This window comes from Roseobacter sp., from assembly GCF_024639605.1.
Lineage (GTDB): Bacteria > Pseudomonadota > Alphaproteobacteria > Rhodobacterales > Rhodobacteraceae > Roseobacter.
Map to the genome: position 1 here is coordinate 1,778 of NZ_JAHEHZ010000051.1, position 20,714 is coordinate 22,491.

The 20,714-nt window shown below is 58.7% G+C and carries 19 protein-coding genes, 1 pseudogene and 1 riboswitch; of the genes and pseudogenes, 13 read left to right on the forward strand and 7 right to left on the reverse strand.

The window, feature by feature from the left end:
- The 3 genes from Q0M35_RS08715 to Q0M35_RS08725 form a co-directional block, all read right to left on the reverse strand.
- A partial coding sequence (locus Q0M35_RS08715; RefSeq protein WP_295314224.1) for a dihydropteroate synthase occupies positions 1 to 661 on the reverse strand: 661 nt, incomplete at its 3' end.
- A 16-nt stretch (positions 662 to 677) separates the two neighbouring features.
- Entirely contained in the window at positions 678 to 1,604 is a 927-nt protein-coding gene (locus tag Q0M35_RS08720) for a methylenetetrahydrofolate reductase (RefSeq protein ID WP_295314226.1), read from the reverse strand.
- A gap of 48 nt (positions 1,605 to 1,652) precedes the next feature.
- Positions 1,653 to 1,949 (reverse strand): virulence factor, encoded by a 297-nt coding sequence (locus tag Q0M35_RS08725; protein ID WP_295314228.1) that lies wholly within the window; start codon positions 1,947 to 1,949, stop codon positions 1,653 to 1,655.
- Between the two features lie 267 nt (positions 1,950 to 2,216).
- Here Q0M35_RS08725 and Q0M35_RS08730 point away from each other — a divergent pair, with 267 nt between their 5' ends.
- From Q0M35_RS08730 to Q0M35_RS08740, 3 genes are all read left to right on the forward strand, one after another.
- On the forward strand, positions 2,217 to 3,332 hold the full coding sequence (locus tag Q0M35_RS08730) for a Ppx/GppA phosphatase family protein (RefSeq protein WP_295314230.1): 1,116 nt from the start codon (positions 2,217 to 2,219) through the stop codon (positions 3,330 to 3,332).
- Complete coding sequence (locus Q0M35_RS08735; protein ID WP_295314232.1) at positions 3,332 to 4,054, forward strand: RlmE family RNA methyltransferase; 723 nt, start codon at positions 3,332 to 3,334, stop codon at positions 4,052 to 4,054. The genes Q0M35_RS08730 and Q0M35_RS08735 overlap by 1 nt, the downstream gene beginning before the upstream one ends.
- Positions 4,055 to 4,141: 87 nt before the next feature.
- Positions 4,142 to 4,714, forward strand: coding sequence for a hypothetical protein (locus tag Q0M35_RS08740; protein ID WP_295314234.1), 573 nt, complete (start codon positions 4,142 to 4,144; stop codon positions 4,712 to 4,714).
- Positions 4,715 to 4,739: 25 nt separating this feature from the next.
- On the opposite strand, the gene Q0M35_RS08745 is transcribed toward Q0M35_RS08740, so the two are convergent.
- Positions 4,740 to 4,922 carry a hypothetical protein gene (locus Q0M35_RS08745; protein ID WP_295314236.1) on the reverse strand — a complete coding sequence of 61 codons (183 nt, stop codon included), beginning with the start codon at positions 4,920 to 4,922 and terminating at the stop codon, positions 4,740 to 4,742.
- A gap of 256 nt (positions 4,923 to 5,178) precedes the next feature.
- Between Q0M35_RS08745 and Q0M35_RS08750 the strand changes: the two genes are divergently transcribed.
- From Q0M35_RS08750 to Q0M35_RS08775, 6 genes are all read left to right on the forward strand, one after another.
- Positions 5,179 to 8,205: an ABC transporter transmembrane domain-containing protein gene (locus tag Q0M35_RS08750; protein ID WP_295314238.1), complete on the forward strand. Its 3,027-nt coding sequence runs from the start codon at positions 5,179 to 5,181 to the stop codon at positions 8,203 to 8,205.
- 282 nt (positions 8,206 to 8,487) lie between these two features.
- A riboswitch (guanidine-I (ykkC/yxkD leader) is annotated at positions 8,488 to 8,591 on the forward strand.
- A 93-nt stretch (positions 8,592 to 8,684) separates the two neighbouring features.
- On the forward strand, positions 8,685 to 9,743 hold the full coding sequence (locus Q0M35_RS08755) for a putative urea ABC transporter substrate-binding protein (protein WP_295314240.1): 1,059 nt from the start codon (positions 8,685 to 8,687) through the stop codon (positions 9,741 to 9,743).
- Positions 9,744 to 9,752: 9 nt separating this feature from the next.
- Positions 9,753 to 10,568 (forward strand): ABC transporter permease, encoded by an 816-nt coding sequence (locus Q0M35_RS08760; RefSeq protein WP_295314242.1) that lies wholly within the window; start codon positions 9,753 to 9,755, stop codon positions 10,566 to 10,568.
- Complete coding sequence (locus tag Q0M35_RS08765; protein ID WP_295314244.1) at positions 10,565 to 11,332, forward strand: ATP-binding cassette domain-containing protein; 768 nt, start codon at positions 10,565 to 10,567, stop codon at positions 11,330 to 11,332. Before Q0M35_RS08760 ends, Q0M35_RS08765 begins: the two co-directional genes overlap by 4 nt.
- A complete protein-coding gene (locus Q0M35_RS08770; RefSeq protein ID WP_295314246.1) occupies positions 11,313 to 12,578 on the forward strand; it encodes an agmatinase family protein in 1,266 nt (421 codons plus the stop codon). Before Q0M35_RS08765 ends, Q0M35_RS08770 begins: the two co-directional genes overlap by 20 nt.
- Positions 12,578 to 13,030, forward strand: coding sequence for a hypothetical protein (locus tag Q0M35_RS08775; RefSeq protein WP_295314248.1), 453 nt, complete (start codon positions 12,578 to 12,580; stop codon positions 13,028 to 13,030). Before Q0M35_RS08770 ends, Q0M35_RS08775 begins: the two co-directional genes overlap by 1 nt.
- 238 nt (positions 13,031 to 13,268) lie before the next feature.
- Here Q0M35_RS08775 and Q0M35_RS08780 read toward each other — a convergent pair whose 3' ends face one another.
- Positions 13,269 to 15,266 carry a transporter substrate-binding domain-containing protein gene (locus Q0M35_RS08780; protein ID WP_295314250.1) on the reverse strand — a complete coding sequence of 666 codons (1,998 nt, stop codon included), beginning with the start codon at positions 15,264 to 15,266 and terminating at the stop codon, positions 13,269 to 13,271.
- Positions 15,267 to 15,509: 243 nt separating this feature from the next.
- On the opposite strand from Q0M35_RS08780, the gene Q0M35_RS08785 reads away from it, so the two are divergent.
- From Q0M35_RS08785 to Q0M35_RS08800, 4 genes are all read left to right on the forward strand, one after another.
- The gene (locus Q0M35_RS08785; RefSeq protein WP_295314252.1) at positions 15,510 to 16,016 is read left to right on the forward strand and encodes a hypothetical protein; all 507 of its coding nucleotides are present in this window, start codon (positions 15,510 to 15,512) and stop codon (positions 16,014 to 16,016) included.
- Positions 16,017 to 16,318: 302 nt separating this feature from the next.
- A complete protein-coding gene (locus tag Q0M35_RS08790; protein WP_295314254.1) occupies positions 16,319 to 16,753 on the forward strand; it encodes a potassium channel family protein in 435 nt (144 codons plus the stop codon).
- A gap of 182 nt (positions 16,754 to 16,935) precedes the next feature.
- Positions 16,936 to 17,613 carry a hypothetical protein gene (locus Q0M35_RS08795; RefSeq protein ID WP_295314255.1) on the forward strand — a complete coding sequence of 226 codons (678 nt, stop codon included), beginning with the start codon at positions 16,936 to 16,938 and terminating at the stop codon, positions 17,611 to 17,613.
- A 203-nt stretch (positions 17,614 to 17,816) separates the two neighbouring features.
- Positions 17,817 to 18,413: a DUF2238 domain-containing protein gene (locus Q0M35_RS08800; protein WP_295314257.1), complete on the forward strand. Its 597-nt coding sequence runs from the start codon at positions 17,817 to 17,819 to the stop codon at positions 18,411 to 18,413.
- Between the two features lie 865 nt (positions 18,414 to 19,278).
- Here the strand turns inward: Q0M35_RS08800 and Q0M35_RS08805 are convergent.
- The gene (locus Q0M35_RS08805) at positions 19,279 to 20,304 is read right to left on the reverse strand and encodes a glycosyltransferase (RefSeq protein WP_295314259.1); all 1,026 of its coding nucleotides are present in this window, start codon (positions 20,302 to 20,304) and stop codon (positions 19,279 to 19,281) included.
- A pseudogene (locus Q0M35_RS08810) lies at positions 20,301 to 20,714 on the reverse strand (glycosyltransferase family 2 protein); the annotation flags it as partial. The gene Q0M35_RS08805 and the pseudogene Q0M35_RS08810, both read right to left, overlap by 4 nt.

Below are 20,714 nucleotides of genomic sequence, written 5' to 3' on the forward strand. Positions count from 1 at the left end.
CTTCGCGCAGCCGCCGCACAAGTGTGAATACCTGATGCCCGGCGGTTGCCATCGCGCCAATGGGCATCACCAGCGGATCCACCACGATATCGTGGGCGGGTATGCCGAAATCCGCCGCACGCCTGACGATCTTTTTCGCCACGGCAAAGCGCACATCAGGGTCCTCGGAAATACCGGTATCGTCGTTTGAAATGGCCACCACCGGCACGTTGAACTTTTTTACCAGCGGCAGAACGAGCTCAAGACGCTCTTCCTCGCCGGTCACAGAGTTCAGCAGCGGGCGGCCCTCGCAGGCCTCAAGCCCCGATTGCAGTGCGCCGGGCACAGAGCTGTCGATGCACAGCGGCACATCCACGATGGTCTGAACCCGCTCGATCAGCGCTTTCATCAGAGGTGGCTCGACAAAGTTATTATCGGCATAACGTGTGTCTTCGGCCATTTTATTGGTGAAAACCGCACCCGAGTTGATGTCGAGCACTGTCGCCCCGGCGGCCACCTGAGCGATGGCATCCGCCTCGACGGTTGAGAAATCGCCGGCTTCAAGCTCGAGGGCCAGTTTCTTGCGCCCTGTCGGGTTGATCCGCTCCCCGATCACACAGAACGGCTGGTCAAAGCCGATAACGGCGGTGCGGGTTTTGGATTCGACGATTGTCCGTGTCATTCAGTAAGTCCTTGGATCAGGCGTTGGCCGGTCGAGCGGCGCTACCGCCGTTTTCGATGGCCCAGGTGGCATTGGTTTTGATGCCACCCAGCGGGAAGAAGTGCACGTTGGTGACGTTGAACTCCGGATTGGCAGCCTTGTGCGCAGCCAGATCGCGGATCACGTCAGTGGGTTCATAAGGCAGCAGCAGCTTGGTCACATCCATCGCGCGTTTCTGCAGCACTTTGAGCGACGGGCCGACACCGCAGGCGATCGCAAATTTGATCAGCGTCTGCAGCTTGGCAGGGCCGGCAATCCCGATATGGACGGGCAGGGTGATGCCGTCAGCTTTGAGCGCATCGGCCCAGCGGATGATCGGTTTCGCGTCAAAGGCAAACTGCGTGGCAATCGCCATTTTTGCATCCGTGCGCGTCTGGAATTCGTTTTTCCATTTCAGCGCCGCAGAGACATTGGTCATTGAGCCGTCCGCATCAATGTCGCGGTTGCCTTCGGGGTGGCCTGCAACGTGGAGCCGGGTAAAGCCTGCCGCGTCAAAGAGACCGGTTTCCATCAGCTGCATGGAGCTGTCGAAGTCGCCCAGCGGGGTGGTCACGCCGCCTGCGAGCAGCAGCGCCTGTTTTACATCCGCCTCTCCCTGGTACCGTGCAATCCAGTCGGCGAGCGTTGCGCGGTCTTTGATGATGCGCGCGGGAAAATGCGGCATCACCGGGAAGCCGTATGCGTTCAGGCGCGCAGCGGTGGCGACCATTTCGTCAATCGGTGTGCCCTCGATATGTGCGATGTAGACGCGGGTGCCGGCGGGCAGTAAGTCGCGGAAATTTTCGACCTTTTCCGCCGTGCGGGGCATCACTTCGATGGAATAATCCTGCAGAAAAGCCTCTGTTTCGGGGCTCACCCCCTCGGGCATCGCAGTCTCTTTGCGCTTGAAATTCAGAAGGGCCATCAGGCGATCCTTTCCGGGGAACAGGGTGTCAAATAAGGGCGGCAGCGTTCAGGCCCAGCCGTCGTTGTCGATCAGTGCTTTAATGCGGGCCTTGTCATATTCCGCATCAATCCGGGCCGCTTCCGCGTCGGCGACCGCATCCGGATCGCCCTCAACCTCATAGCTGCCGGCTTTGCGCCATTCCGCGAGATAGGCATCGGTGTCCTCTGCGCCAACCTTCATCGCAGCGCGGTCAATCGCCTGCTCAAAGCGCTCCGGGAGCGGGCGTTTGGACCCACGGCGGCCCTTGCCCACGATCACCTGAGCGGGGATATCGCGCCAGTAAACGATTGTGACCTCAGGCATAGACTGATTCCTCGCATGTCCTTCGCAACTGTCTAACGGGTGCCACACGATCCTCAGTGCCGGTTTTCGACAGAAAGGACGCGATCCGCGACGTGACCTCCGGTATGGCATACCGCGGCGCGCGCGGCGAGGCCCGCGCAGTCTCGGATTTATCATGATGATTGTGCAGATTTGTCATATGAGAGGCCCGCCGGAACCACGCCCCCGCTTGCGCTGGCGCGCGCCAGTGTCTAGGTTGAGCGCAACCCGATATGAAAGGCGCATAAGATGGCGCCAAAGCGTCCCACAGGTGCGGGCGCGCTCGACAAACTGACGGCTCTGAGCCCCGCGCCGGTTCCGCCACGGTCAGGTGAGCTTTATGCCGCCCTCGACCTTGGTACAAACAGCTGTCGCATGCTGATCGCCCAGCCGAAAGGCAGCGGTTTTCATGTGGTGGACAGTTTCTCCAAATCCGTGCAGCTGGGCGCGGGGCTGGAGAAGTCCGGGCGCCTGTCGCACGGATCCATGTCGCGCACCATACAGGCACTGCGCATCTGTCAGCAGAAACTCAGGCGTAACAACGTGGACCGGATGCGGCTTGTCGCAACCGAAGCTTGCAGGCGTGCGCGCAATTCCGACGATTTCCTGCGCCGGGTGATGAAGGAAACCGGTCTGCACCTCGATATCATTGAGCCTCAGGAGGAAGCGCGGCTTGCCGTTGTCTCCTGTGCGCCGCTGGTCAGCCGCAATACCGAAAACCTGCTGGTGGTCGATATCGGTGGTGGCTCGACCGAACTGGTATGGATCGATCTCTCGGATGTGCCGCGCAGTGACCGTCCGCAGTCAATTATGCGCCTGCACCAGGGGTTTGAATATGATGCTGCCGGGGCGCCCGCGGCCCGCGTGGTGGACTGGATCTCGGTGCCGCTCGGCGTGGCCACTCTGCGCGATCAGTTTAACGACGTGGATGATGACGCCGCGCGATTTGCCCTGATGAGCTGGTTTTTCGAGGAAAATCTGTCGGATTTCACGCCCTATCACGACACCCGCCCGCATGAGAAGTTTCAGATTGTCGGGACATCGGGCACGGTGACCACGGTTGCGGCGAGCCATCTGGGCCTGAAACGTTATGACCGGACCAGGGTGGACGGGCTGCACATGACCACAGATCAGATCGACCGGGTGATCCGCTCTTACCTCGCGCTGGGGCCTGCGGGCCGCCGTGCCGACCCGCGCATCGGGCAGGACCGGCATGCACTCATTATGTCGGGGGCGGCCATTCTTCAGGCGCTGATGCGCTGCTGGCCAACCGACCGCCTGTCGGTCGCTGATCGCGGTCTGCGCGAAGGTCTGCTATATGCGCAGATGAGTGCGGATGGCGTACTCGATGACGGAGCCCTGTGATGGCGAAAACACCCTCAGGCAAGAACACCTCCGGACGCGGTCAGCGTGAACTGAAGGTCAAGGTAAAATCTGCGCGCGGGCGTAAGCTGAGCTCGACACGCTGGCTGCAGCGACAGCTCAATGACCCGTACGTCAAACGCGCCCGGGCCGAAGGTTACCGGGGCAGGGCGGCCTATAAGATCCTCGAGCTGGATGAGAAATACCGTTTTCTGGTGCCCGGTGCGCGGGTGGTGGATCTGGGCTGTGCGCCCGGGGGCTGGTGTCAGGTGGCTGTCAGCCGGGTGAATGCGCTTGGCGGGAAAAAGGGCAAGGCTGTCGGGACCGTGCTGGGTGTCGATCTGCAGGAAATGGAGCCCATTGCGGGCACGACGCTCTACCAGCTCGACTTTATGGCCGATGACGCCGATGCGCAGGTGCGCGAATGGCTGGGTGGCAAGGCGGATGTGGTCATGTCAGATATGGCTGCCTCGAGCTCGGGTCATAAACAGACCGACCATCTGCGGATTATCGCGCTTTGCGAAGCGGCGGCTTATTTCGCCTTCGACGTGCTGGAGGAGGGCGGCACCTTCGTTGCCAAAGTGCTCGCCGGCGGCGCCGAAGGGGAGCTGCAAAAGTTGTTGAAACAGCGATTCTCGAAGGTCGCTAATATCAAACCGCCAGCCTCGCGACAGGACAGTTCGGAAAAATTCGTTGTGGCAACAGGCTTTCGGGCAGAGAGCTGACCGCTTTACCAAACGTTAAGTGACATCTGCGTAGGTATGGCCAGTGGCCGCGCCACGCCGGCGGGCCAGATATCAAAGGACCCGAGTATGTTTCGTACAATCCGTCTGTCTGCGCCACTTGTCGTGGCCGCCAGCCTTCTGCAGGCCGCAGATGCCCCGCCCGCGATGCGGGCTTTCGTCGAATCCGACATCATGACATGGGCACATGATGCCAATGTCATCTCCGCCATCAATGAGCAGAACCAGAAAACCGCCGGTGCCAGCGAGGCTCAGATCCTTGAATGGGATACAGCCTGGCGCGCGCAGGTCGGCCAGTCCGACCAGCCGCTGATCAGCGAAGTGATGGGGCGGGATCTCTCAGCGTTCCTCAAAGAGAAAGTAGAAGCTTCTGGGGGCCGCATTACCGAGATTTTCGTGATGGATGCCGCCGGCCTGAATGTCGGTGCGAGCGATGTCACCTCTGACTACTGGCAGGGCGATGAAGACAAGCACGCCAAAACCTATGGTGCGGGCTCGGGTGCAGTTTTCGTAGACGCGGTAGAGTTCGACGAAAGCTCGCAGTCCTACCAGGGGCAGGTATCGGTGTCGCTGACCGACCCGGCATCAGGCGAAGTTGTCGGAGCGATGACCATCGGCCTCAATGCCGAGGCGTTCTTCTGAACCTTAGTGCTGTTGCAGGGGCGGATCAGGTCCGCGCCTGCAGCGATCTTGCGGCAGCCTGCTGCAACTGCATCACCTCTTCAGGTGACACCCTGCGGATATCATAGCCGCGCACGCGTGCGACAGTTGTGTCCGCCTGGTTTTTCTGGCGGATCAGTTCAAAAAGGCGCCCGTGGCGCGGCAGTGGTGCACGGTGTGCAGAATACATGTGCATGTCTCCTTCGTCCCCGACGTCCAGGCTGACAGATGACTGTGGCATGCATCGGGCAGTTGCATGGCAATCAGCGGGCGCTACCAGCAGGTAGTTCCGGCGCTGCCCGTGCTGGTGTCCGCGCTCCTCGCGGCCTGTCCGGCGGCGGCCGCAGAAACCGGCAAATAACGGAAAACATGAGAAATGTAGCGAAAACCCTTTGCTGCCGGGCCTGTGCACTTCTACAAGGGAAGGGGGGTAACCCCGACTCCGCATGGGGGTGCGCAGGATCGAAAAGTCGCTGTTTCAGTTCATCTGGAAATATTCCAGACGTGACCAGCTCGTGTTGCTTGTTTTCACGTGCACTCTTTTTCCGTTCCTGTTTCTGACGCTGGAGCTGCCCAAACGCATCATCAACGATGCGATCGGCGCACAGAACACAACGATCTCTGTTCTGGGAATTGATCTCAGCCAGGTCGCCTTCTTGTGGCTGCTCTGCGGGGCGTTTCTGCTCTCGGTCCTGTGCCACGGCCTGCTGAAGATGCGCATTAATACCATGAAGGGTGTGCTGTCTGAACGTATGCTGCGGCGTTTGCGGTTTGATCTTATTGCGCGCCTTTTTCGCTTTCCCAAACCCTATTTCCGACGCACCTCGCAGGGCGAGCTGGTGGCGATGATCACCGGCGAAACGGAGCCGATGGGCGGGATCATGGGGGACGCGCTGACACAGCCGGTGCTGCAGGCCGGGCAGATGCTGACCATTCTGTTCTTTCTGTTCATGCAGAGCGTGTGGTTCGGATTTGCCGCGATTGCGCTTATCCCCTTGCAGGCCTGGCTCATTCCGCGGCTGCAGCGGCAGATCAATCTGATGAATAAAGAGCGCATCAAGGAGGTGCGCCTGCTTGCCTCTATGATCGGAGAAAGCGCGTCGGGTGCCAGCGAACTGCGCACCCACGGCGGCTGGCGTTACCGGCTTGCGATGGTGACTGACCGTCTGGGTGCCGTTTACCGCATCCGGTTTCAGATCTACCAGAAAAAGTTTTTCATGAAGTTTATCAATAACTTCATTACTCAGCTTACACCTTTCTTTTTCTTTGCCGCAGGTGGCTATCTGGTGATCGAGGGTGCGGTATCGCTGGGTGCACTGGTTGCAGCCCTCGCCGCCTACAAAGACCTCAGTTCGCCGTGGAAAGAGCTTCTGACTTATTACAATCAGGCCCAGGACATGAGCCTGCGATGGGAAACTGTGGCTGAGAAATTCTCGCCGTCGGGGGAGGTGCGCGAAGAACTGATGACAGGCCGCCCGGATGACATCCCGCATCTGAAAGGACAGATCGAGCTTGCCGGAGTGAGCGTCGCAGACGGCGATGGAAACGTTATCCTGGATAATATATCGGCGCAGTTCCCGGCCGGTCAGGTCATCGCAATTGCCGCCGCCAGCGAAGAGGACAGGCACGCGCTGACGGATGTTCTGACACGTGAGGTGATCCCGAACAGCGGCCGGGTGACGATTGCCGGGCAGGATCTTTCAGACATGCACCAGGTCACGATTGCCGCCCGGATCGGACACGCCAGTTCACGTCCGGTGTTGTTTCAGGGGTCGTTCGGCGAAAATGTGATGATGGGGCTGTCTCCCGCGCCCCATGCGGACGACGGCCCTGTTGACCCGGATCTGCTGCACGAAGCGCTGGCGGCAGGTAACAGCGCTGACCCGATTGGCGCGAGCTGGCTCGATCCGGCGCTTGCCGGCTTAAAGTCCGAACAGGAACTGCGGGACTGGTGGCTGACGCTGGTGGATGCAATGGGCACCGGTGGGCCGCTGTTTCGCCGCTCGCTTGATCAGATCATGGAGCCGCAGGAAGATACACCGCTCGCGCGCGGGATTGTCGCGGTGCGGTCGAAAGTGCGAGCGGCAGTTCGCGAGGCAGGTCTGGAACGGCATGTCTTCCGGTTTGATCCTGAGGTCTATAACCCGGCATTGCCGGTGGCCGGAAACCTCTTTTTCGCAACACTGCGCCGCCCGATGAGCCAACTGGAACTGAGCCGGCACAGCGAGCTTTTCGCGGTTCTTGAGCGGCTTGGACTTGATGAGAGCCTGCTGGAGCTTTCCTGCGAAGTGACCGAACTGCTGAACCAGATTTTCGGCACGGACGGCACCGAACATCCGCTTTTCCGGAAGCTGGGGCTGGACCCTGTTCTGTACGAAAAATCCGTCCAGGTTGTGCGCGCCTGGCGCGCCGACCCGGGCAGTGTCCTCAAGGAAGACGACAAAGCGCTTCTGATGTCGCTGCCCTCGCAGATTTCAGCCGAACAGATCGGCCGGGCGTTTCCCGAGGAACTGCGTCACCAGGTGCTTGACGGGCGCTCGCGCCTGAACCGCGAGATGCGCGATGCCCTGAGTGATTTGTTTGCCCCGCTGAGCGAGGATCGTATCGCGCCCGGCCTGTCGGTTCTGGAAAACGCACTTTACGGAAAGATTTCAGAGACAGCCGGTTCGCGGGGGGATGAGCTGCGCAGGATTGTCTCCGGCGTTCTGGAGGCCGAGGGGCTGCGGCCCCGGGTCATCGAACTGATCTACGATCTGAAACTGGGGCTCGGCGGCGGCGATCTGCCGGCGATTTTCGCTGAATCGCTCGCGCTTTTCCGTGCTGCGGTGAAACGACCGGATATTCTTATTCTTGAACAGGCGCTCAGCAGCTATGATCAGAGCGTGCGGATCGGCCTTCATAAAAACCTGCGAAAACTGCTGCCGGACACGACGATCATTTACATCAATGAAACCTTCGAGAGCGCCGACCCCTTCGACATCTATCTTGAGGTCGTGCAGGGGCGCCTTGTGTCCGATGCCGCCGTGGATGAGGTCGTTGAAGATTCCGCCGCAAGCGCTGATCTGATGCGCAAGGTGCGCGCGCTTGAAGCCACGGATATGTTCTCCGGGCTCAGCCGGAAACAGCTGCGCCTGCTGGCCTTCGGATCGAAGTGGTATTCGGCGCATCCGGGCGAGGTGATTTTTTCCAAAAACGACGACCCCGGCGACGGAGCTTACATGATCCTGTCCGGGCAGGCCGCTCTGTACAACCCGGACGGCAAAGACGGTGAGGTGCTCATCGCTGAGGTCGGGCCGGGCCGGCTTGTCGGCGAGCTTGGTCTGATCCGCAGCGTGCCAAGGGCACTGACCATGCGTGCGACGTCGGAACTTGAAGCCCTGCGCCTTGGTGCAGAAGAGTTTCTCGCGGTTGTCGAAAACGATGCAGCAACGTCCTTTAAGCTGCTTCAGGTTGTGGCTGGCTATACATCCTGATCTGCCGCACCGTAGCCGGTTCAACAGACAACGGCCGGTTGGCGTGGTTGGTCACATTTTGTGCTTGCAGTTCACCCGGTGGAATGTCGCCGCTGGGAGCCGCAAGCGGTGCATGTCCCGTGGACACCCTGATGCTCGACCGGGGCAGGCTTTCAGTAAAAAGCCTGATTATTGAACAGATCGCACGACCGGAGCGCAAAAATTAATCACATGCCGCCGGTTTGAGCGCGGGTACACGTTAACATATTCGCCCGGGGCGAGGTTGAGGCAGAGTAATCGCCAGAACAAGGAGACTAGGGTTCCGCCGCTCGCGGGTCAGGTCCGAGAGTTTCCGCTGCTCCAGCAAATTCTGCAGCAGTACACGGCGGGGGAAAATCCCGGGAGAGCAATGTTCCGATCTGGTCAAGCCTCTCACCTGCAGTTCTGTCGACGGCCATATCGATACTATTCCGACAGAACCTGAAAAAGGAGTATTATCAATGGGCAGGCCTTCAAAGCTGATCCTTTCCTTCCTCGCCGCGACGGCGCTCGCCGGGGCACCTGCAATTGCACAGGAAAAAACTGACTTCCGCGTGGCCTGGTCCATCTATGTGGGCTGGATGCCCTGGGGCTATATGGAAGACAGCGGCATCATGGACAAATGGGCGGAAAAATACGGCATCGATGTCGAGATTGTGCAGATCAACGACTATGTCGAATCCATCAACCAGTACACTGCCGGCGCTTTTGACGGCGTGTCCGCCACCAATATGGACACGCTGAGCATCCCGTCGGGCGGCGGCGTGGACACAACCGCTCTGATTGTCGGTGATTACTCTGATGGCAACGACGCGGTTATTCTGAAGGGCGAAGGAGATCTGAAGTCGCTGGCCGGCAAACCGGTGAACCTGGTTGAGCTTTCCGTGTCGCACTACCTGCTGGCCCGCGCGCTGGATTCCGTGGGTCTCGCAGAGCGGGACCTTGACGGTGTAATCAATACATCAGACGCCGATATGATCGCCGCATATACCACCGATGACGTCCAGGCCGTGGTAACATGGAACCCGCTGGTCTCGGCCATCATGGAAGAGCCAGGCGCCAACAAGCTCTTTGACAGTTCGGACATCCCCGGTGAGATCATCGACCTGATGGTGGTGAATACTGAAACGCTCGAGGCGAACCCTGCCTTTGGCAAAGCGCTGACCGGCGCGTGGTATGAAACCATGGCCCTGATGGCTGCCGGCGATGAAGAGGCGCTGACAGCAATGGCAGAGGCGTCCGGTACCGATCTTGCGGGCTATAAAGCGCAGCTCGACAGTACTGAGATGTTTTATGACCCGGCAGCCGCCGTTACCTTCACTGCAAGCGGCGACCTGCCTGACACCATGGTCAGCGTCGCGGAGTTCCTGTTTGACAAGGGCATACTGGGTGAGGGCGCGCCATCGGCTGATTTCGTCGGTGTTGCATACCCTGACGGATCTACAACCGGGGACGCCGACAACGTGAAATTCCGTTTCGATACAACCTATATGCAGATGGCTGCGGACGGCGCGCTCTGAGCCCTTGCAATGCGCTGGATTAACCGAACACCGGGCCGGGCAGCAGCACTCTGTCTGATGCTGCTGCCGTTCGCGGCTCTCTTTATCGCATATGCGCTGGGGTCCGAGGCGCGTCTGGCCGTTAATCCACAGGACAAACTGCTGCCTGCGCCGTCAAAAATCGCTGAGACGGCGGGGCGGCTGATAACCACAGCCGACCGCCGGTCGGGCGAGATACTCTTCTGGAACGATACATTCGCGTCCTTGCAGCGGCTGGGCCTCGGGGTGGCTATCGCCGCTGTGACAGGGCTCGTCACCGGGCTCGCAATCGGTCTTTTCCCCTATGTACGAGCTGCCGCATCGGGGTTCGTGTCGGTTCTTTCGATGGTTCCGCCGCTGGCGGTACTGCCCATTCTCTTTATCGTTTTCGGACTTGGCGAAGTAAGCAAAGTGGCGCTGGTGGTCATCGGGATCACCCCCTTTCTGATCCGTGATCTGTCGCAGCGGGTGCTCGATATCCCTTCGGAGCTTTTCGTCAAAGCGCAGACGCTCGGCGCATCGAGCACTGTGATAGCACTGCGCGTGGCGCTGCCCCTCGTCATGCCGCGCCTTATCCAGTCTGTGCGCCTTTCGCTCGGACCGGCGTGGCTCTTTCTGATTGCATCAGAGGCCATTGCTGCAGATGGCGGGCTTGGCTACCGGATCTTTCTGGTCCGCCGGTATCTCGCGATGGACGTGATCCTCACCTATGTCATCTGGATCACCCTGCTGGCGTTTCTCTTTGATTTTGCCCTTCGCCGGCTTTCGCAACGCCTCTACCCCTGGGCCGGGGAGGACAGCCTGTGAGTTTTGTCAGTGTTTCCGGTGTTTTCAAATCCTACGGGCGCAGACCGGTCCTCGAAGCCGTTTCACTCGAGGTCGCCGAGGGCGAGTTCATCTCGCTGGTCGGTGCTTCAGGCTGTGGTAAGTCGACGTTCCTGCGGATGCTGCTGGACGAAGAACAGCCCACCCGCGGGACGATCCTTGTGGACGGTATGCCGCTTTCCGGAGAGCCGTCGCAAAGCCGGGGTATCGTCTTTCAGCGCTATTCGGTCTTTCCGCATATGTCGGTGCGCGACAATATCGTGGCGGCCACCGCGTTCCAGACCCGGTTCGGATGGCTGACCGGCGCGGATAAACGGGCGGCGCGGGATGCCGCTGCAAAAACTCTTGAGCGCATCGGTCTCGGGCATGTAGCGGACCAGTATCCGGCGTCGTTGTCCGGCGGCATGCAGCAACGCCTCGCAATTGCACAGGCGATGGCGGCGCGTCCGCGCATACTGCTTCTTGATGAACCCTTTGGTGCACTTGATCCGGGTACAAGGCTGGCGATGCATGCCTTTTTGCAGGAACTGCGCGCTGAGACCGGCATGACTGTCTTTATGGTGACCCATGATCTCGAAGAGGGTTTCAAACTGGGCGACCGTGTGCTGGTGTTCGATAAGCCGCGCTGGGATCCGCAGGAGCCGGAAGCTTATGGTGCTACGATAACTTACGATTTTGATGCCCGCGATGGCGGCATTCCCTATCAACGCCTTGAGGAGGACACCCATGTTTTTAAGCCCCGCTGACCGGTCGCGCAGCCACCACCCGGCCGATCATACCCGCGACGAGAAATGCCGGCACCATCCGGATCTTTCCAAACTCATGGGCTGGAAGGCGATGCGCAAGGAGGCAGATATTCCCGAGGGTGAATGGGAAAAGGAGAAAGCCTGGGCGCTGCGCATGGGGCTGACGGGCGCCGATACCATTGAAGATCGCTCAATTCCGACATTTGCACGCGGGGAGCTGCCCCATTACGCCGGGATCAACACATTTCTCAAAGCGCCCTACACCGAGGATGTGACGGAGGTCGGCAATTACGATGCCACCGTTCTGGGCGCGCCTTTTGACGGGGGGACAACGTACCGGCCGGGCACGCGGTTCGGCCCGCAGGGGGTGCGCAAAATTTCGGCGCTTTACACGCCGTACAACTATGAAATCGGCGTCGATCTGCGTGAAGAGATGAGCCTGTGCGACGCGGGCGATATTTTCACCATTCCCGGTAATATCGAAAAGACATTTGATCAGATCAGCCGGGCAGTCAGCCATGTGTTCTCCTCCGGGTCTATGCCGATTATCATTGGCGGGGATCATTCCATCGGGTTTCCTTGTGTGCGGGGCATTGCGGAGTGCACCTCCAAAAAAATCGGCATCGTGCATTTCGATCGTCATGCGGACATTCAGGAAAAGGATCTGGATGAACGGATGCACACAACGCCATGGTTTCATTCGACAAACCTTCCAAACGTGCCGGCAAAAAACCTGGTGCAGGTCGGTATCGGCGGCTGGCAGGTGCCGCGCGAGGCGGTCAAAGTCGCTCGTGAGCGCGAGACGAACATCATCACCATGGGAGACATGGAAAAGATGGGCATCGACAAAACTGCCGAGATGGCGCTGGAGATGGCCTGGGACGGGGTCGATATGGTTTATATGTCTTTTGACATAGACAGTATTGACTGCGGCTTTGTACCCGGAACCGGCTGGCCGGAGCCGGGTGGATTTCTGCCGCGCGAGGCCCTTGCGCTTGCATCCAAGGTGGCGGCGGAAGGGATCTGCGGGATGGAGCTTGTCGAGGTTTCTCCGCCCTACGACCAGTCCGAAATCACAGCGCTGATGGGCACGCGCGTCATCGTCGATGTGCTCGGGTCACTGGTCTCTAACGGCAAGATGGGCGCGCATCGAAAACACATCGATAAACCGGTCAGCCTGCCGATGGGGGACTATTCCGAAGAGACCCACGGCAAACGCTGGTCCACCCGCGCGAGGAGCGAATAATGCCGCATGATCATCACCCGCACGACGGGCACAGCCAATATCATCACGACCATCCCGCGACCGGCCACAACCATGCGGAGGCTGATCACCTGCATTCGCACATGCATGATCATGATGAAGCCGCAGACCTGCAGATCCTGACCGACCAGTTTATCGACGGGTTTGTGGCCGCGAAAGACAAGATGGCCTATCTGCGGATTGCCGGTGTACCTCTGGACCTGGCTGATAAAGCCGGCGGCCCGGCGCTGAAACTGGTTGACGTGCATCTGAGTACGGAATGGCAGGTAGGTACAGCTTCGCCCTCTTTTGGATCCTCCGAACTCAGCTATCTGCCGTACCCCGGCGAAATGGTGACCGAGCGCACCAATATGGGGTTCGTGTACGTCTCGCTGAAAGCTAAGGATACGGTGGATCTGCGCGGTTTTATTGCGGGAAAAGCCCGGCCGGACTGAATTCAGTGCAGGGTAATTGCTTTGCATCTCTGGTATCGGGCCGGCGTTTAATAGTGCATCGATTGTGTGGCCGTGACCGAAAATCTGCCCTGCAAAGCCGGTCGTCCGTGCAGAAACTTTCGGGGCCTGTTGACCTGGTGGTGTGGCTTTCGCGGCAAAACTGAACAGAAGGCCATCCGTCCTGCCTGCGCGTTTCGTCAGCGCGGGCGGGAAGTACTGAGCTGTTGTGCCAGGAACCTCATCCAACAAACCTCAGCATCTGAGGTTTAGTCTCAGGCTGCGGAATGGTGAAGGAAACTCTGCATCCCCTGGGCTCTGCGCCCGAAATTCTGATCGTTCCACCCCAGCGTTCGACCGTTCGTTTAGCAAAGGCGAGGCCCAGCCCGGTCCCTTCTACGCTGGCAGACAGCCGCTTGAAGGGCTCAAATACAGCTTCACGCGCGCTTTCCGGAATGCCTGGGCCGTCATCCGTTACAACGACTTCAATCCCGGAACCGCGCGGGATGAATTCCACAGTGATCATTCCGGTCTCCTGGTCGTGGTATTTTCCGGAGTTTGAGATCAGATTGTGTAATACGGCCTGAAGGGCGGTCACATTTGCAAATATTTCGTATTCGGTATCGTCAAAACGGATATTTATTCCCGGTTTGCGATAGACCAGCTCGAGAACGCTGGCGCGTAACTCATTCAGATCTGCGCGCTCAACCGGAAGATCAGAGGCGGTATCGTCGGCGTAGCGCAAAAGGTCATTGATCAGCCGTGACATGCGGTGGGAAAGCGTACCCATGAGATCCCAGTGCCCCTGAATGACCTCCGGAATTTTCTGGCTGTTTTCTTCGAGATCATCGGTAATGAACTGCATCAGCATTCTCAGCTGAATGAGCGGAGCATTCAGGTCATGTGCCGCGATGGCGGCAAAGGTCCGCAGACGATCATTGGAATCCTTAAGTTGTTCGGCCTGATCGCGGATCATGTCCTGCTGTTTCTGCAGCCGCGTGACATCCACCCTGAGGGACGCATAATAATGCCGGCCTATAGGAAACTCGCTGGCTTCGAAAACCCTGTGCGTCCCGGTGTGAACGGTTCGTGCATCAAGCTGCCCTGCGGAGATGGACGCCACGATCTTATCTGCAAATTCCAGAGCATTCTCCCGGTCCTCTCCGGTTTGCTGCATAAGACCGGTCGTAACCGAGACGATAGTGCGCATGTCCGTGCCTGCTTCGAGCAGATCCTTTGTTTCGGGGAAGATCCGGGTGAATCCGCTACTCCAGTGCACCGCGCGCAGGTCCTCATTATAGATTACAATCGCTGCCCCGACTTCATCTAGTGCTGCCACAAGGAGCTCGCTGGCCTCGTTCTGTGCGCGCAGACGCAGGCTGTCTGTTTTATGCCGCTGACGGCTTGCCGCAAGGATGCCCAGAGCGAGCGTTACGGATCCGGCGAAAGCTATCGCCCACCAGAACAGGGGGTAATCCGTCAGCGTCTTGGGACGACCGAACCAGAGCGCGTTCAGAACCGCAAGCTCGCGCGGCGTTATTTCTGCGGCGATCGCGTCGTTCAGAGCCTTCTGAAGTCCGGGCCGATCGGGGGCGGTGAAGAAACCGGAGGGACTTGAAATAAGAGCAGGTTTAAGCGCCCGAGTGTATTGTTCAACGTCCGCCTGTCGCAACCTTTTCCGGAAGCTGTCGCCCGGGGATACAACCGCGTCCACCTCGCCGGCAAGAAGGGCCACGATCATCGTATCCCCCTGATCAAATTCGATAATCCTTGCAAAGGGAATCTGCTGTGCACCGGTCACAGTAAAGCTGCCCGCAACAACACCGATTTTTTTACCGGAAAGACCTTCAACTGTCTGCGCGCCGTCTGCGCGTCGCACGAAGGCCAGCAGTTCAAATGCGCCGAGCACATCGGTAGGCAGGCCAAGTGCAAGGCGCTCTTCTGTCAGTGCGAGAAGGGAGCTTACGTCCGCCTCTCCTGAGCCGATCATCCGCAGGCTTTCTGCCGGATTGGGCGAGGGGATAAATTGCAGCCGGTATCCGGCCGCATCTGCCAGTCTGCGCATGAGATCAATGGAAAATCCGCGGGCGTTTCCGTCAGAGTCTGTGAAAGAATAGGGATTGAACTCTTCATAGGCCATCCGGATTACCGGCAGATCAGACGCTGCCGGCTGCACAGATAACACGACTGCAACCGTAAGGCACAGCAGTCGGGTCAGCACAGTAAGCCTGGTGATCATCTTCCGACCCGTTCGTTGCATAAGCGGAAGGTTACGCAGGTTCATGTGAATCAAAAGTAAAGGCGTGCGGGCCGGGTCCGGCCATTTTTAGTCATATAATTGCTTGCCGCGACCGAGCGTCTCGCGCCCTTGCCTGAAATCATTCTGCTTTTTTTCCCTTCGAGGCGCCGCGCTGCGCCACTGCGACACTCACTTCATGTAAACTTGCCAGACATAAGAATTTTTGCGAACATTCATGTACGTATGGAACATCAGACAACAGATGGCGCAGCATCGAAGCTGCTGAAACGGCAGGTGATCCTCACACTGGCTCTGGCCAGCATGTTGCTGTTTCTTGCGCTGGTCTTTGAAGATGTCGGAGAACTTGCCACGGTGGACTGGTCAGAGCTGCCGCTGGGACTGATTGTCCGCTATGCCGTTGCCATGGGTATCGGTGGTGCGATCGCCGGATACATTCTTATGGGACTTTTCGGCAGGCCGGGCGTCATTGGCTGGGGTCTGTCGATGACGGGTGGCATTCTGGTGGCAACATTCGCCGGTTTGCTGGGAAGCGCCATCGGCCTTTCGCCGGATCTGTTATCCGACGGCTATCAGACCCGTGATATTGTGGCGATCGGGGCAGGGGCACTGGTGTTACCTCTTGCGGTGATTGGATGGCCGGTGCTGTTGCCCGTCTGGATCGTCCTGATTGCACGCGCGCACATGCTGGCGCGCAAGCGGCGGCAGGGTTCATTACCGGTCTTGCGTTGACTGGATGTGTTGCGGGTGGCGGCGGATCGGTGCCGTGAGGCAGACGATTGTCCCGGGCCCGCATATCAAGTGCGGGGCCACATACCACAAATCTTTTTTGATAACGCGATGGTCGCCCCCGAAGGCGCCGGCACTGCCATACAGGCAAAAAGTGTGATTGTTTCAGCCTCACGATCTGGTCGCGCGCACTCTTCTCAGGGCACCTCCTGCTGCAGGTAATCAAGGCGTTTCAATTCAGGTTGCGGCACAGTACTTTATGTCCCGGAGAAGGCCGGAAACACGATGAAAAGGATGGGCAGGAAATGTTCGCACAGCTGTTGCTTGGCTCCGCAATAACGCTCGTCTCGCTGCTCGGGGCGGCTCTGGTCTGGTGGGTTCTGAACGAAGCTCTTTTGTGGATGGAGCCCTGGCTGCGGCGCCCGCCAATGCCGGCAAAGTCGCTTCTTGTGGTCTTTATGGCAGTGCTCGCAACAATGGCCATGATGACGCTCGGCGTGTGGTTATGGGCCATCACCTTTGTGTACATGCTGGTGTTCAGCTCTTTGGAAGAGGCGGTTTATTACTCCCTCGTCGCCTATACAACGCTGGGCCTTGGCGATGTCGTCGTGCCACGTGACCAGCGCCTTCTTGGCGGTATGACGGGTGCGAACGGTTTTATGATGTTCGGGCTCATGACGGCGATGCTGACGGACACGCTGCGCCATGTGCGGCGGGTCCAGCGCAATCTGCGCGACTGAACGGGCCTCGGGAAGCCCTGGAACCGACCGGTATAGCGCATTGCTGAACCGGCGGGATGTATCCCTGTGTCACAGTCGGTGTTCTGTGACACCGCCGACTGTCCTCGGGTTGAGACAGGACCGGGGCTTTCTGTCCGGTCGGATCGGTGGCAGAACTGACGCCGGACAAACGGAGGAAACTGATGTATCTGAACCTGGTGCGACTTGCGGTGCTGCTTGCTGTGACAGCCGGTTCCGGAGGTTCCGCTGTTGCGGAGAGCCTGATGGACAAGGTGAAATCGGGAACGGCCAGAGCCGGCGAGTTTGCCAGGAATGGTGCGGATGCCGTCGGGCAGTCCATCGAATCTACCAATGAGCTGATGCGCGAGGAAGAAACGCCCGAGGCGACACGCACAAAGCTTGACACGATGGCCGGGGATGTCCTCGCGAGGCTGCTCGAAGAAAACCCTCAGGCCGCGGATATGTACGAGCTGAGTGCGGGATACGCCGCCTTTGATATGCGCAGGGTATCGATCTTCCCGCTCTCCGCAGGGTACGGTCGCGGCGTCGCTGTATCAGCCGGGGATCGAAGCCGGACTTATATGCAGATGGGCACCGGCGGGCTCGGAGCGGCCTTTGGTATCGGAGGCTTTGAATCTCAGTTTGTCATTCTTTTTGAAACACGCGTCGATTTCGAACGGTTTGTGGAAAACGGTTTTGACGCCTCCGCGGATGCCGGGGCCATGCAGGGGGAAGACAGGCAATCCACCGAAGTGCAGTTCACCGAAGGCAGGTCTTTTTTTGTGCTGAGTAAAAAGGGGTGGCGGGTCAATGCCAACGCGTCCGGAACGAAATACTGGAAAGACAAAGCCCTGAACTGACCGCCTTTTCCCGCCCCGTGGCGGGTCACAAGTGACCGATGTCCGGCACAGCATCGGTTCGCACAGCTTTGGGCAGGATGTTCCGGCCTCACGTATTCCGTGAGCCTGTGACTTTACGGGGCACGACCGGCCTGCTACCGGCACCGCCCGGGCCCTGAGCAAAGTCAATTCCGGCCACCTCACCCGGTGATATGCTCTGCACTATGTCATTTGCACCCACACGGAACGAGCTTGGCGTCGCGGCGTTCACTCTTGGTTATATCGTGCTCTTCACGATCTGGTTTTTGTCGATCGGCAATTACGAGTTCATCATTTACGTCGTGACAATGCTGGCACTTGTACTGCTTGTGGGGGCGTCACTGGGCAAGGCCGCATACCCGCCTTCTATGCTCTGGGCGCTGTCATTCTGGGGGCTGGCACATATGGCGGGTGGCGGTGTACCGGTCGGTGACGCCGTGCTCTATAACCTTGAGCTTATCCCTTTGATCAGCACCGACCGGCTTTTCATCCTGAAGTATGACCAGCTGGTACATGCATATGGCTTTGCGATCGCGGCCTGGGTGCTGCACCATCTGCTGGTTCGCCATTTCCCGGCAACGCGCGGTACCTGCACAGCACTGGTCTATCCGGCGCTGGCATCAATGGGGCTTGGCGCGGTCAATGAGATCATTGAATTTTCAGCCGTGCTTGCCGTTCCCGATACGAATGTCGGCGGCTATATCAATACCGCGCTTGATCTGTGCTTTAACGCTCTGGGGGCCTGTATTGCAGTTGCCTTTATCGGCTTCAGGCGAGACTGATGGTTGCGAAGGTCGTCCGTTGCCCTTTGTTATGACGCCCTGATATCCGCCGCGACCATGGCAGCCGGACAATCTCACCACATGCATCACGGGCCGGAACGCAAACGGCAACATGGCGACAGGAAAAAATTACGGCGGAAAAGCAGGCTTCACAGATATTCAGGCAGTATACGGTCATTGTTGAATAAAAATCAGACTCTTGGGAAAACGCGCCCCTCCCGGACTGAACAACTGTGTGGATGCAAGAGCTCCTTACCATATCGAATACAGGTGTAGTCATGGGCACGCATCCGCCTTTCCACGGACGGGCTCAATGGCTGTTCTCAGAATTGCCCATGGACCCATACGCAACAAATGTCCGCCAAGCCTTAAAGCTGACGTTCTTCCATCCAGCAGCGAGAACCGCGTCTGAGGCCAACCTGATAGTGATGCGCTGAGCGGTGTTCGTCGAAAGAGGCGCAAAACTGGCAGTGGTGCACCGTCAGAAATGCGGGCTTCGGGCGTTTTTGGGATTCTTGACGAGACCGCGAATGTCTTCCCGTGATCATGTACCGGATAAGCACGGTCGCGAAATATGCCGGTGAGATGCCCGGATTTGCATGATCATCACAGATCAGCACAAGGGAACTTACGGTGCGTGCACCTCACGAACGAAGCCCTCAGAAGATTTCGAGTTGCCTGCGGGGCGTTATTACAGGCGTCGTCCTGCCCCGATCAGTCTTTTCAATGGCGCGACCGTAAGCAGTCCGGAACATCATACCCATGAAAATGGTCGATCGTTGAGTTTTCGCAAACCGGCTGCGCAAGTATTTTCAGAAAATAAGTCCTCTCACAAAACAGCGCCGACAAGCGTTCTGCGCATAATCTATGCTGCATATTTCTTTTCGGAGTGGCGGTCTGTACCGGCTGTAACCGAGAGCAGCAGTTCATCCCATTTCTTCGCAAAGACACTTTCCGGAGAACCGGCCCGCACGTGATCTGCCGGCGGGCGGCTTACCGCAGATCCGTCGGTCAGTTTGCCGATTGCTCTGCTCCAGTCCCGCACCGTATCCCCGCAGACCACGGTGGCCCCTCGCGCGGCATGATCTTTCAAGCCGTCCACGGGACCGACCAGCAGTGCCCGACCCGCACTGAGCGCTTCAATGGCCACCAGCCCGTATGCCTCCCACCGCGAGGGCATAGCAACGGCATCGACCGCCGACATTGCTTTAACAGGATCGGAAGCAAAGCCATGAAACCGAATGCGCGGGTCGCCATTTGCACAGGCGCGCAATGTCTCTTCCTCGCTGCCCTCACCATATATATGCAATTCAATCTCCGGATTGCCGCACTGACGAAACGCCGTGATCAGCTTATCAAATCCTTTCTGGCGGTCGAGGCGACCAATGGCACCGATGATGCGTGCCGGGCCTTTACACTCAGGGAGCTTCCGGAAAGCCGACATATCAGTACAGGACTGAATCACCTCAATCGCTTCCGGTTGCGCAAAGCTGCGCGACGCCAGCCACCGCCCCTGTTCGTGGCTCACAGCGACAATCCGGTCAAAAAGCGCATAGGTGGTGCGCAACAGGGTCGCAAAACGCCGGCGGTGTTTCACGTTGATGGCAACAAAGCGCTCGGTATAGCTGTGTTCCACATGCACAAGCGCCGATCCGGTATTTGCAGCGCGCAAGGCGATAAACACCGGCAGATTGCGCCAGCTTACTGACAGATGGGACACGATCACATCTGCTTTCGCGCGACTGGTCGCGAGGCTGCCGCGGGTGACGACCCGCACCGAGTGCACAGCAGATAAAGACATGTCCCGGGAGCTGCTGATGTGTTCAATTACCCGCATGACGCCGCCGGCGGTCGTGTCATCGACAAGGTGAAGTACGCGCAAACGTTTCATCGGGCTGTCTCCGTCTGTGCAAATCTTGCAGGGAGGGTCATGGCTTTTCGCAAAACCTCCGGACCAAGAAGCGACAGCACTCCGACCGCGGCAATGGTCACTGCCGATTTCAACGGTTCATCGCGCAGGGGGACGAGTGAGGTCTGTAACCACGCACGAGAGAGGGCACGTGCCCGTGGCCCGTCAAAGTCACTGATGGCGCGGCGGCTGAGATACCGCAGCTGATAGGCGCGCGCGACCGGTACCTCTGCATGGAAAAAGTCGGGGGCGATATGCCCGAGCTTTGCGACCATGCGTTCCCAGGCGGCCAGCTGACGGTCCGTCGCTGACGACAGTCCCCCGGCGGAAATTCTGTATCTGGTCAGCAATCCCTCCACACCTTCGAATTCCCAGTCCGTGTGATCAGCCCC